At 45.7% G+C, this 12,312-nt stretch carries 15 protein-coding genes; 8 read left to right on the top strand and 7 right to left on the bottom strand.

The genetic code is table 11. The features are described 5' to 3' along the window. Positions 1–285 precede the first annotated feature (285 nt). From V2H45_RS22680 to V2H45_RS22665, 4 genes are all read left to right on the top strand, one after another. Positions 286–678 carry a hypothetical protein gene (locus V2H45_RS22680; RefSeq protein ID WP_330485967.1) on the top strand — a complete coding sequence of 131 codons (393 nt, stop codon included), beginning with the start codon at positions 286–288 and terminating at the stop codon, positions 676–678. An 87-nt stretch (positions 679–765) separates the two neighbouring features. Beyond that, complete coding sequence (locus V2H45_RS22675) at positions 766–1,107, top strand: HNH endonuclease (RefSeq protein WP_408648871.1); 342 nt, start codon at positions 766–768, stop codon at positions 1,105–1,107. A gap of 119 nt (positions 1,108–1,226) precedes the next feature. Further along, positions 1,227–3,854: a primosomal protein N' gene (priA, locus tag V2H45_RS22670; protein ID WP_330485966.1), complete on the top strand. Its 2,628-nt coding sequence runs from the start codon at positions 1,227–1,229 to the stop codon at positions 3,852–3,854. Positions 3,855–3,959: 105 nt separating this feature from the next. Further along, on the top strand, positions 3,960–4,517 hold the full coding sequence (locus V2H45_RS22665) for a Uma2 family endonuclease (RefSeq protein WP_330485965.1): 558 nt from the start codon (positions 3,960–3,962) through the stop codon (positions 4,515–4,517). 47 nt (positions 4,518–4,564) lie between these two features. Here the strand turns inward: V2H45_RS22665 and V2H45_RS22660 are convergent, their stop codons facing one another. The 3 genes from V2H45_RS22660 to V2H45_RS22650 form a co-directional block, all read right to left on the bottom strand. After that, complete coding sequence (locus V2H45_RS22660) at positions 4,565–5,383, bottom strand: sterol desaturase family protein (protein WP_330485964.1); 819 nt, start codon at positions 5,381–5,383, stop codon at positions 4,565–4,567. A 44-nt stretch (positions 5,384–5,427) separates the two neighbouring features. Beyond that, positions 5,428–6,549, bottom strand: coding sequence for a bifunctional diaminohydroxyphosphoribosylaminopyrimidine deaminase/5-amino-6-(5-phosphoribosylamino)uracil reductase RibD (gene ribD / locus V2H45_RS22655; RefSeq protein ID WP_330485963.1), 1,122 nt, complete (start codon positions 6,547–6,549; stop codon positions 5,428–5,430). An 88-nt stretch (positions 6,550–6,637) separates the two neighbouring features. Beyond that, positions 6,638–7,099, bottom strand: a complete 462-nt coding sequence (locus V2H45_RS22650; protein ID WP_330485962.1) for a hypothetical protein — start codon at positions 7,097–7,099, stop codon at positions 6,638–6,640. A 333-nt stretch (positions 7,100–7,432) separates the two neighbouring features. Between V2H45_RS22650 and V2H45_RS22645 the strand changes: the two genes are divergently transcribed. Continuing rightward, a complete protein-coding gene (locus V2H45_RS22645; RefSeq protein ID WP_330485961.1) occupies positions 7,433–8,305 on the top strand; it encodes an Npun_R2479 family HD domain-containing metalloprotein in 873 nt (290 codons plus the stop codon). A 65-nt stretch (positions 8,306–8,370) separates the two neighbouring features. Here V2H45_RS22645 and V2H45_RS22640 read toward each other — a convergent pair whose 3' ends face one another. After that, positions 8,371–8,535, bottom strand: a complete 165-nt coding sequence (locus V2H45_RS22640) for a hypothetical protein (RefSeq protein WP_330485960.1) — start codon at positions 8,533–8,535, stop codon at positions 8,371–8,373. Between the two features lie 171 nt (positions 8,536–8,706). On the opposite strand from V2H45_RS22640, the gene V2H45_RS22635 reads away from it, so the two are divergent. Both V2H45_RS22635 and V2H45_RS22630 read left to right on the top strand, forming a co-directional pair. Beyond that, positions 8,707–8,970 carry a hypothetical protein gene (locus V2H45_RS22635; RefSeq protein ID WP_330485959.1) on the top strand — a complete coding sequence of 88 codons (264 nt, stop codon included), beginning with the start codon at positions 8,707–8,709 and terminating at the stop codon, positions 8,968–8,970. Then, complete coding sequence (locus V2H45_RS22630; protein WP_330485958.1) at positions 8,971–9,435, top strand: type II toxin-antitoxin system VapC family toxin; 465 nt, start codon at positions 8,971–8,973, stop codon at positions 9,433–9,435. It begins immediately after the preceding gene. A 65-nt stretch (positions 9,436–9,500) separates the two neighbouring features. On the opposite strand, the gene V2H45_RS22625 is transcribed toward V2H45_RS22630, so the two are convergent. Genes V2H45_RS22625 through folD form a run of 3 tightly spaced genes read right to left on the bottom strand, consistent with a single transcriptional unit; the run spans position 9,501 to position 11,754 of the window. Beyond that, a complete protein-coding gene (locus V2H45_RS22625; RefSeq protein WP_408648873.1) occupies positions 9,501–9,947 on the bottom strand; it encodes a divergent PAP2 family protein in 447 nt (148 codons plus the stop codon). Between the two features lie 33 nt (positions 9,948–9,980). Next, a complete protein-coding gene (gene crtE / locus V2H45_RS22620) occupies positions 9,981–10,898 on the bottom strand; it encodes a geranylgeranyl diphosphate synthase CrtE (RefSeq protein ID WP_330485956.1) in 918 nt (305 codons plus the stop codon). Next, a complete protein-coding gene (folD, locus tag V2H45_RS22615) occupies positions 10,879–11,754 on the bottom strand; it encodes a bifunctional methylenetetrahydrofolate dehydrogenase/methenyltetrahydrofolate cyclohydrolase FolD (protein WP_330485955.1) in 876 nt (291 codons plus the stop codon). The genes crtE and folD overlap by 20 nt, the downstream gene beginning before the upstream one ends. Positions 11,755–11,895: 141 nt before the next feature. Here folD and V2H45_RS22610 point away from each other — a divergent pair, with 141 nt between their 5' ends. Next, complete coding sequence (locus V2H45_RS22610; RefSeq protein ID WP_330485954.1) at positions 11,896–12,288, top strand: hypothetical protein; 393 nt, start codon at positions 11,896–11,898, stop codon at positions 12,286–12,288. The last annotated feature ends 24 nt before the right edge of the window (positions 12,289–12,312 follow it).

The following is a 12,312-nucleotide window of genomic DNA, read 5'->3' as shown; positions in this document are numbered from 1 at the left end:
TTTTAGGCTCTTTTTTTTCTCCACTTTCTCTCCCTGATGAATTATTCAGGCTAAATCATGCGAACCGTAATCTCCTTCTCAAAACAGCTCCCTGTCTTTGCAACCAATAACTAGGCAAGTCAGCGATCATAATTCAACAGATTGTAAACCAGTAAATAAAGGAACAAGTATTCGAGTGCAATCTTTGGAATCAGCTAAAGTAACGTAATTCCCCGAATATTCCGTATTCGTTTTAGAAGGCTCAAGCTATAATCGAGGCAAAACCAATCAATTTATACAGGACAGATGACTCAAATTACTGTTAATTTACCTGATGGTTTAATTGAATCTGCCGAACGACTAGGAAAGGCTACAGCGCGTGAGCTATCAGATATTCTAGCTGATACGTTAGAAATTATTTTACCTGTTTTTAATAACCTTTCAGGAACAAGCGATCGCACCGAAATTTCCCATCTTTTAGATGCCGAAGTTATTGAATTAGCTAATTTAAAAATGGATGAATTCCAAAATCAACGTTTGGGAGATCTACAAGCTAAGGGTAAAAATGCTGGATTGACGGAAGCTGAAGGTTATGAATTACTAGTTTTAATGTCAATTTACCAAATTGGACAACTAAAAAAATCAATGGCGTTAGCTGAAGCAGTTAAACGAGGGTTAAGAGAGCCTTTATTGCCATGAGTTTGCTCTCAGAAGGTTTACGAGAGAAGATTAAGACAACGGGCTAAAAACCGCTGTGAATATTGCCTCAGTCACCAAGACTATATTTTGGGTAGGCTCCAAATCGATCACATCCAGCCCTTAGCTAAGGGTGGCGTTAATACAGAAGAGAATTTATGTCTAGCCTGCGAATTATGCAATCAATACAAGTGGATACAAACGGAAGGCTTAGATCCTGAATCTGGCAAAGTAATTTCTTTGTTTAATCCTCGCAATCAGAACTGGGGAGACCATTTTACTTGGAGTCCTGAAGGAACGAAAATAGTTGGAATAACCGATTGTGGTCGAGCGACAGTAGAAGCTTTAAGATTAAATAATAATTTGGCTGTTATTGTTCGTAAAAATTGGGTTCAAGCTGGTTGGCATCCACCCAATTTTAGAGATTATTAGGAGACTAGTTATTGAGAAAAGGCTTGAAAAGCTCTGTTGGTGGCGCTTTATAGCCACTGCGATGAGATCCAGCCCCTCACGGGAGAATGCTATGATAGGCTTCAGCTTAAATTCCCGATATGTCTGACGTACTTGTAGCATCTCAACCGCATCAAACTCCAGAATTTGTACAGGTATTGGTGGACTGTGTTGGCATTGAGGAACTGCTGACCTATCGCATTCCTGCGGAAATGACCGTGCAAATTGGCGATATTCTCAGCGTTCCCTTGGGGAATCGTCATGTGGGGGCGATCGCCTTGCACTTCCCCAATCAGCAAGAATTAGCGGAATTTACAGGTGAAACCAAAGCGATCGCCGCGATCGTCAGCGCGGGGATGTTATCGCCGAAATATTGGGAACTGCTCCTGCATACGGCGGATTACTATCGCACTGCCTTAATGCAAACGGTTAAAGTTGCCCTGCCGCCTAAACTGATGGATCAAGGCTGTTATCGCGTCAAAATTCGGCAAGAGCAGACGGAACGAGGAGAAACTGCAAATTCCCATCCAATTCCTGCTCTATCGCCTGCGGCACAGGCTGTCTGGGCTTTCCTACAGGAACACGCACAAAGCAAAAAAGGCATGAGTCGGCGCTACATTCAGCAACAGGTGGGTCGCTCTGCCAATGCTGGACTGAGGGAACTTCAACAATTCGATCTGATCGCAACGGTGTTAGATGCCCCCCAGAGACCGCAGCCTAAATTTGTCGATGCGATCGTCCTTTTGCCAACACCTGACATAGGGGAAGCTCAGCCTACAGCCAGACAGACAGAGATTCTCACAGCTCTGCAACGAGAAGGCGGCGAATCGCCTAAAGCTGAGTTTCTCAAACTGGCGAAAACCACAGTGACGGCTTTGCAGACGCTAGCGAACAAGGGCTACATCGCGATCGATCGGCGGGAATATCTCCGACTGGGGGGCAAAAGCCACTTTGTTACCGCCGATCGCCCCAAGCAACTTACGCCAGAACAGGCGCAGGCTTTAGCAAAAATCCTAGAAGCCATTCAAACCACTTCAGTACAGAAAACCGCGCAGCAACTCTTACTGCATGGCGTGACAGGTTCGGGTAAAACGGAAGTGTATCTGCAAGCGATCGCCCCCGTCTTAGCCGCAGGAAAATCAGCGCTGGTGCTCGTGCCTGAGATTGGCTTAACGCCCCAGCTTACCGATCGCTTTCGAGCGCGGTTTGGCGATGCTAAAGTCAATGTCTATCATAGTCAACTCTCGGATGGAGAACGCTTTGACACTTGGCGACAGATGCTCACAGGGGATTCTCAAGTGGTTGTGGGAACTCGTTCGGCAGTCTTTGCACCCCTACCAAAACTGGGACTGATCGTGATGGATGAAGAACATGACGGTAGTTTTAAGCAGGATCAGCCCCAACCCTGTTACCATGCCCGTACCGTTGCCCAGTGGCGATCGCAGTTAGAAGGGATTCCGCTTGTTCTAGGTTCGGCGACTCCTTCTGCGGAAATGTTGTATTTGGCGAACGGACAGAAATTACTGAGCGATGTAGATCGGGTGGAACTTCCTAGGGGTGAGTCCAATCATCATTCCAATAGCACGGCTAATTCCAATAGTACAGGATCTACAACGAATCCCATTCAATATCTCAAGCTTCCCAATCGCATTGGCAATAAGCCGATGCCCCCGATCGCCGTGGTGGATATGCGAGAGGAATTGCAAGCAGGGAACTGGTCGATTTTTAGTCGGACATTACGAGATGCGATCGCGCGGATGTTGGAACAAAAAAAACAAGGAATTCTCTTCATCCATCGGCGCGGTCATAGTACGTTTGTCTCCTGTCGCAGTTGTGGCTATGTGATGAAGTGCCGTCACTGTGATGTGTCTCTGGCTTATCACAATCCCATTCCTATGGCGACCTCTGCGCCTACGGTTTCGCATCTGCGCTGTCATTACTGCAACTATACCGAGGCAAAGCCCAGTCGCTGTCCTGCCTGTAACTCTGCCTATTTTAAGCACTTTGGTAGTGGCACGCAAAAAGTAGAACAAGAAATCGCCGAACTTTTCCCTCAAATTCGGTTAATCCGCTTCGATAGCGATACGACCCGCAATAAAGATCAACATCGATTGTTGTTAGATCGATTTCGCGATGGTGAAGCCGATCTTCTGATTGGAACCCAAATGCTGACCAAGGGGCTGGATATTCCTCAAGTTACTTTTGTGGGAGTGATCTCAGCGGATGGACTGCTCAATTTTTCTGATTATCGTGCAGGGGAACGAGCCTTTCAAACGCTCATACAGGTGGCGGGACGGGCAGGACGCGGTGATGATGCAGGGGAAGTGATCGTTCAAACCTACACCCCCGAACATCCTGTCATTGAAGCCGTGAGAAACTATACTTCGGAACAATTCATGCAGGTGGAACTGTCTCAAAGGGCGGCGTTGAATTATCCTCCCATTGGACAGATGGCTTTGATTCATCTTAGTAGTGCCGATGCCATTGTCGTAGAGACTGCGGCGAATCAACTAGCGGAATCTTTGCGATCGCTAGAAATGGATTGGGAATTACTTGGACCCGCCCCCGCCTCGATTGTAAAGGTTGCCAATCGCTACCGCTGGCAGATCTTACTGAAATTCGCCCCAGAACATGTATCGAGCTTACCTAGCCTAGATATTTTGCGATCGCTGGTAAATCACAAGTCGGTTAGAGTCGCGATCGATGTCGATCCACTGACAATTCTATAGTGTTATAGTAGGAGACACAAGCAGACTACGCTTGAGCGTAATGTGGAACTCCTCCCAAACGGAACGAATCTAATCTACCTAATTTAGAAGACAAGCGTTAAACATATGTTACTTGAACTCGTTAGGCACAAATTTACGGTAGAGCAATATCATCAAATGGCGGCAAATGGCATACTTGCACCCAGCGATCGCCTAGAACTGATTAATGGAGAAATTATTGAAATGTCCCCAATTGGGATACGTCACGCCAGTTGTGTCAGAAGAGCAATCAATCTCTTGGCAAAAAAACTCGGTGATTTCGCGATTATTGACGCTCAAGATCCGATCAAGTTAAGCGACTCTTCAGAGCCACAGCCTGATATTGCCGTCCTAAATCCTCGATCTGATTTTTATGCCACAGCGCATCCAGAACCGCAGGATGTTTTTTTATTGATCGAAGTTGCCGACACAACGATCGCTAGCGATCGCGAAGTTAAAGTTCCACTTTATGCAAGAAGTTCCATTTCTGAACTATGGTTGATCGATCTTAACAATCAGATTCTAGAGGTGTATTACGAACCCATAGGCGATCGCTACAGATATATGCAACTATTTGAAGCTGGTCAAAGCATCCATTTACAGGCTTTTCCTAGCATTAGTTTTGCAGTTAATGACATATTGTGATTCTTTCGGTTTAGAGCAAGGCGTGATTGTAGTCACAAGATAAAAGCTTACTTTATTCCTCTGCGGAAAGGATAGAGTAGTTGCTGCCAATAGCTATGGGGAATATATTCATCTACGCCATAGGTTTTAGGCATGCGATCGTTTGGCATATAGAACGTGCCCAATAAGATATCGATGAGGGGAAACCCTGAAAAGTTTCTATCCCGCGCATCGGGATCGTTGTTGTGATGCCAGTGATGAAACTCAGGCGTAGCAATAATCCAGCGCAAAATTGGAAAGCGCAGGTTCGTATTTGCATGGTTGAAAATCGGTAAAAATGCTGCGAAGATCAGATAGAAGCCAAAGGTTTCCTCCCTAAAACCCAAGAGGAATAAAGGGATGCCAACAGCCACATTCACTGCGATCGCTTCGATTGGATGCAGTCGCGCCGATGCTAACCAATCTAGTTCGGCACTACTATGGTGAATTGCGTGAAATCGCCACAGCCAAGGAATTGTATGGGCGAGGCGATGCAGAAGATAAAAGATAAATTGTGCCAAGAAAAAAGCTTCGATAAACTGGAGCCATTCTGGTTGACTGCGCACGGCAAGTTGCAATGAGGGAGCGATCGCCCCATGAAAGAGAATGTATAGGAGGACGACAACCACAAATGTGCCAGCATTCACCAGAATATGATTGATAAAGAAATGTGCAACATCTGTGAGCCAATGCGTTCGGAACCATTTCTGCTCTTTCTTAAGCGGAAACAGTCGCTCAATCGTCCCAAATATTACCCATAAGATCAAGAAAGCAGCGATCGGCTTCATCATAACGGTATCGAGAGATTTTGGGTTTAGACTGGCGATCGCCGATTGAGGTTCAACCACAGGAATTAGCCAAGATCGAACGAAAAAGCTTATTTTTCACTATTTTAGGCTAATTGACTCGAATCCAAGTAACCTGTAATCAGCCAGTCGTCGCCAATTTGCTTGAAGTTCGTGCGTGATAGTGATCGCGCTTGCGTCATTTGCTCATATCCTAGATCGGCAACAGGACTAGGCGCATCCTTGCCACCTATGAGTTTCGGAGCAATAAAAGCATAGACTTTTTGGACTGCGCCTGCGGCGATCGCTTGGGCTGCCAATACACCCCCACATTCCCATACAACGGAATTACACCCACGTTGAGCGAGTTCGGTCATCACCCATGGAACTGACAATTCGGGGATCTCTAAAACTTCGACGCCGCGATCGCGCAGGCTGGTTTGAAGTTCGGGATTTTGGTTGGGCAATGTAACCACAAGGGTTTGATGCATGGCATCGACTTGCCAAAGATTCGCTACATTGGGGAGATCCAAACTACGAGTCATTACGACTCGCAAGGGAGCGCGATCGCTGAGACCATGCGTCGTTAAGTGCGGATTATCCAGTCGTACAGTATTACCACCCGTAATCACCGCATCGCAGTCAGCCCTGAGCCTATGTACCTCTCGTCGAGCGGATTCGCCCGTAATCCAATAACTGTGCCCTGAAGTTGTGGCAATCTTGCCATCTAGGGTCATGGCATATTTGAGAATGCCAAAAGGGACTTGATGCAAAACGCGATGGTAAAATGCTTCATTTAACGCCTGACATTCTGCTTCGGCGATGCCGACGGTGACTTTGATGCCCTCAGCCCGCAAGCGATCGCAGCCTCCACCAGACACGCGCGGATCGGGATCGACCATACCGACAAAGACTTCCCCGATGCCCGCTTGGATAATTGCTTCTGTGCAGGGAGGCGTGCGCCCGTGGTGGTTGCAAGGCTCTAAGTTGACATACAAAGTCGCTCCCTTTGTAAGGTCGGGATTATCGGGATAGTTTGCCTGTACTGCTCTGAGTGCAAACACCTCCGCATGGGGCTGTCCCGCCGCAGGATGCCATCCCTCACCCAACACTTCGCCATCTTTGACAATCACACATCCCACCATCGGATTGGGAGATGTGTATCCTCTAGCTCGTTGCGCTAATTCCAAGCAGCGAAGCATCCATTGAAGATGGGTAGGGTCGGTCATTCGCTAGTTTTTCCGCTCGCTAGTTTTATAGAATATGTTAGACATCATCTGTAACCTATTCTACGAAGGAATTTGAGGCAATTAAATCCTAAAGAACTTTATGGGTGTGAGAATGTTGTTTGACGTTATCTTCTTCCTTGACCACGCGATCGGAGTTGAGAACACGCTTTTTCTCTAGAGAGAGATTAAGGTCTGTATGGGTTTGTCCCAAGAGAATATGCTTTTGTGCCTCAGGACGAACTTTGTAAGTACGGGCAGCCGCGATCGCGCGGTTTAAAAATTCATCGCAAATCTGGACATTTCCCGCAAACACATCTGAAGGGATCTGAGCATTGCCGTTATCGTCTAGCACCTTACCAAGCTCTGTGGCATAGGCAAGTTCATAAGAGGTCGGAATCTGCTTGAGGATTGCTTCGAGGGCAGCAGAAGGGATTGGCTCTGCAACTTTAACCTGATGAACTTCGCCCTCCTCTTTTACAAAGCAATTGGCTAACCCTAAAACAATATAGTCTGTGGGTTCAAGGTCTGGAGCAGTTGGGTAAGCTGACATAATGAGTAGAGTTTAGTATGGGTCTTGATAGTTTTCATGCTGGCGTAAAAATGACCAGCTTTGCTTGTAAATTCCGAATTTCTTAGTAAACCTGAATGGGTTTTGTCGGCATTAGGCTATAGTATTGCAAAATCTACTACCCAACCATTAGTCTATAAGATACTTAGTTTTTAGATGCATATTTTCGACACAAAGTGGGTTTTAGGTTAAGTGCTTTTATGTTACAACTTTGACGCGGCAGGACGTATCCTGAAAGGAGTCGCTAGCCATTATCCAGAGAAAAGTAATTTGTATCGGCGATTGGAACCAGTCGTCAAAGCCAGTTGAGGGTGTATGTTTAACGCTACCGAACTTCTGATTACGACCTTTGTCGAGCAACTAAAAAAGAGCTATCGCCGCACCTACGGTGGCTATAAGCATGACTACGAAGACATCATTGGCTGGGCAGGCAACATGGCCCTGGAAAACATTGCCAATAGCGATGCCCTGTATCACAACGTCGAACATACAATTCTCGTCACTTTAGTCGGGCAAGAAATTTTACGTGGCAAGCACATTCGCGAAGGGGGAGTATCGCCTGAAGACTGGCTGCATTACACAATTTCCCTCGTTTGCCACGACATTGGTTATGTTAAAGGCGTTTGTCGCCAAGATACCAATAGTAAGTACGCTACAGGAATTGACGGTCGTCTAGTCGAGCTTCCCCCCGGGGCTTCGGATGCAGGTTTGACACCCTATCATGTCGATCGCGCCAAACTATTTATTAGCGAACGTTTTGGTGGTCATTCTTTAATTGATGCTGAGAGAATCTGCCGCAATATCGAACTTACGCGTTTTCCTGTACCTAAAACTGGCGATCATCAAGATACAACAGGCTTTCCGGGCATTGTGCGATCGGCTGATTTGATCGGACAGCTTAGCGATCCCCGCTATCTCAAAAAAATTGGGGCGTTATATTACGAATTTGAAGAAACAGGCGTAAATAAGGCACTAGGCTACTCTCATCCTGGCGATCTGCGCCGCAATTATCCCAAATTTTACTGGACGAGCGTTTATCCCTTCGTTAAAGACGCTCTGTATTATTTGTCTCTCACCCAAGGAGGGCAGGAGATCATTGCTCATCTTTATTCCAACGTGTTTGTGGTCGAGCATGAAAAACCCGAATATTTAGAGCAAATCCCCCCACCCGCGATCGCCAAAGGTTAGTTTTGAAATCAAGCTGATATGTTTATTTCCAAATTTTCAATTGAAGATTGGCAAAACAATAAAAACTACGGATCGCTAGAAGTGCCAAGTGGCTGGGGCGATATAGAAGCAGCGATCGGAAAACTAGATGGCGATCGCTGCTCATTAGCTAATAGGCTGGAAGCCTCGAGCTCTATCCGTTTCGGATGAGCGTTGGGATAAGAGGCGCGGCGATGAGGAGTCCTGTCCAACCGCAGAATGATTTTGACCGTCGCTCAAACAATCGTGAGGTTAGCGACAAATCGCCAAAATGATAGTATTAAACTACTGACTCAACAAAATAAAGGTTTTCTTCGGGAAGCCTGCGCTGTATACATAACATCAGCGTTGGTAGGATTTCACTTGTAAAAGGTTTGTCACCAATGACACAAGCAACTCTCATTAACCTAATCAGTCAGCTTGAAACGCTTGAATTAGAAGAGCTTCAAAAGCTGAGTCAGGCAATCAAAGTTCGTCTTAATGCGATAGACGAGTCAGATAAATTAGCTGGGTTTTATAGTTCTTTACTCACTTCTGGCTTAGTGAGTCACATAAAGCAAACTTATTCACAGCAACAATCTAGGCTATCTTTAATTTCAGTGCAGGGTAATCCTATTTCGCAAACAATTATTGAGGAGCGCCGATAAATGGCTATCTATTTTCTAGATAGCAGCGCTCTGGTCAAACGCTATATTAGCGAAAATGGCTCTAATTGGATTTATAATCTTTTTGAGCCTAGCTTGGGCAATCAGTTTTTTATAGCTGCTATTACGAGTGTAGAGATTATTTCTGCAATTACACGAAGAGCAAAAAGTGGAAGTATTAACATTGCAGATGCGATCGCTATTCGCAATCAGTTCAAAAAGGATTTTCAAGCTGAGTATCAAGTCATTGAAATCTCCGAAAAAATAATTAATTCAGCAATAAATATGGCTGAATTGTATACTTTACGAGGTTATGATGCCGTTCAACTTGCTTCAGGGTGCGAATTGAATATTCTCTGCATTACAAATGGTTTGCTTGGGGTAAATTTTGTCTCAGCAGACAATGATTTAAATAAAGCTGCATTGGATGAAGGACTCGTTATAGAAAATCCAAATAACTACCCTTAATCCTTAGGTGGCAAAGCCTTTGGGAAAAGCCGACAGCTAAATCTAACAGCTATAATTAACGACTCTTACAATAAACACCACATTAATATAACGCCTAAAATTGCCCCCATGAGAACTTGCATAGGCGTGTGCCCCAACAACTCTTTGAGCGGATCGAACTCAGTAGCGCGTTCTTCTTCAAATACTTCCACAATAATTTGATTGAGAACTTTGGCTTGCTTGCCTGCTGCTAACCGAATGCCTGCGGCGTCATACATGACAATAAAGGCAAATACTGTGGCGATCGCAAACTGAGGCGTATCCCAACCTTGGGTGCGACCAATTCCAGTGGCTAGGGCAGAGACAAGGGCAGAGTGAGAGCTAGGCATACCACCTGTCTCAAACAGCAAATGGACCCTAAGCTGCTTGGAATGAAATAAATCGATCAGCAGTTTAAGGAGTTGAGCGGAAATGCTGGCACTGAGGGCAATCAGCAGGACATTGTTATCGAGGATCTCGCCAACGGGATGCAGCATAATTCATTAACTAGATAGAGTAACTAGGACTTAGTGATTACGAGCAGTGATGTAGTCAGCGATCGCAATCAAAGGTAAAGCTGCCTTGCCATAGCCACTGAGCTGAGACTTAGCTAGATCTACCAATTGTTGCGCTTTGAGTTGAGACGTTGAAATTCCCCAGAGACTGGGGTAGGTGACTTTTTGAGCAGCCACATCCTTCCCTACAGTTTTACCGAGCAATTCGGGCGTAGAGGTAATATCTAGGATGTCATCAATGATTTGAAATGCCAAGCCAATATTTTGGGCGTATGTAGACAAATGCGCCAAATCCTGTTCTGATGCCCCCGCCAAAATCGCCCCGCAGGCAACGCAGGATTCTAGTAAAGCGGCGGTTTTGTGCAGGTGAATGTAGGTTAAGGTTGTCTCGGTAACATCGGGTTTGCCTTCGCACTCTAGATCTACAACCTGTCCACCCACTAGACCCGTTGCTGCCACGGCATGACCGAGATGGCTCACCACTTTTAAAACACGGTTAGCAGGTACGTTTGTTGTTTGTTCGGCAATAAACTCAAAGGCGTAAGCTAAGAGGGCATCCCCTGCCAAAATTGCAATATCTTCGCCATAAACCTTGTGATTGGTCAGCTTGCCGCGACGATAGTCATCGTTGTCCATGGCAGGTAGATCGTCATGGATCAGAGACATGGTATGCACCATTTCCATCGCACAGGCTGTAGGCATCGCCGCACTAGGATCGCCACCCAAGAGTTCGCAGGCTGCCAAGCATAAAATTGGACGTAGCCGTTTTCCCCCTGCCATCAGGGAATAACGCATTGCCTCATAAATTTTTTCAGGGTAAGTGACGGCGATCGAAGCGTCAAGGGCTGCTTCTACTTCGCGTTTGCGATCGCGTAGGTACGTCTCTAAATTAAACGTTTGCGTGTCTAAACTAGCTGTATGTGATGCCATATTTGCGGCAGTAACTCCAGATCGTATTATGCAACAACATGGTCACAGTCATCGGACCAACACCCCCAGGTACGGGTGTAATTTGCGAAGCGATCGCCTTCACGCCCTCAAAATCTACATCCCCAACAAGGCGAGAATTGCCCTCATAGTCAGTAATGCGGTTGATCCCGACATCAATTACCACTGCGCCAGATTTAACCATATTTGCCGAAATAAATTCGGGTTTGCCCACGGCTGCTACCAAAATATCTGCTTTTTGCGTAATTGCGGCGAGATCGTCCGTACGAGAATGCGCCATAATCACGGTGGCATTTGCCTGCAACAGCATAATTGCTAGGGGTTTGCCAACGAGAATGCTGCGTCCGATCACCACAGCGGTTTTACCCGCGATCGCCACATTTGCGGCTTCTAATAATTTCATTACGCCTGCGGGCGTGCAGCTTTGTAGCCCCTCTTCGCCCCGCATTAACCGCCCCATATTATAGGGATGCAAACCATCGGCATCTTTGTCTGGGTGAATGCGATTAATTAAGGCGATCGCATCGAGATGTTCGGGCAGAGGCAGTTGCACCAATATGCCATCGACGCGATCGTCTTGGTTGAGTTCGTCAATGACCAGTTCTAGTTCCGCTTGACTGGCATCGGCAGGAAAATGTTTACCAAAGGAAGTAATGCCAACTCTTTTACAGGCAGTTTCTTTACCCCGCACATAGGCAGCACTGGCAGGGTTGTCTCCTACCATCAAAACGGCTAACCCAGGCGATCGTCCAAATTTTACTTGCAACTCGACAATCTGCTCTGCCATTGCCGCCTGCATTTTTTTGGCAAGTGCCTTACCATCAATAATTTCAGCCATTGCCCTAGTTGTATAACTTCTGTACTCGTTCTAATTCAGTTCAAGCTTAACATTTGAATCTACTGAATTAGATAGATATCAAGGAGTTATGCTCCCAGTATGGTAAGTGTGATGCATGTTGAATGACAAGAAGGTATATGCATGACTAGCTGCGAAGCCATAGTTTACTCAAAAACACTTACCGAAGACTTTCATTTGATTACTGTGCCAAGAAGCTTCAGTAGCGAAGATATAAAGTGGATAAGGTCACGGATCGACGAATGCATGGTCAATTTTGTTGATAAAAGGTCAAGAAAACCAATATTCGAGATTTTTGAAAATGAAAAATACTATATCGTCGGCGTAACAGTAACTGCTCAAGATTTAAAAGACTGCTCATTAGAAGATATTGGTATTTCAGATGAACAAACTAAGGATGTGCAAGGTAGACCAATATATGGCTTTTTTGCATATGTACTCGAAAAAAATAGAGGTAAGATAAATAACCGATCGACACACAACTCTCTTAGAGCGTGTTTGAGAAGTTTAGGGTAGAAAAAAAGCCCCCAAAGTTATAGG

Source organism: Tumidithrix elongata BACA0141 (assembly GCF_036349135.1).
Lineage (GTDB): Bacteria > Cyanobacteriota > Cyanobacteriia > Pseudanabaenales > Pseudanabaenaceae > Tumidithrix > Tumidithrix elongata.
The sequence above is the reverse complement of the archived record's forward strand: the minus strand, read 5'-3'. Positions and strand labels throughout refer to the sequence as shown.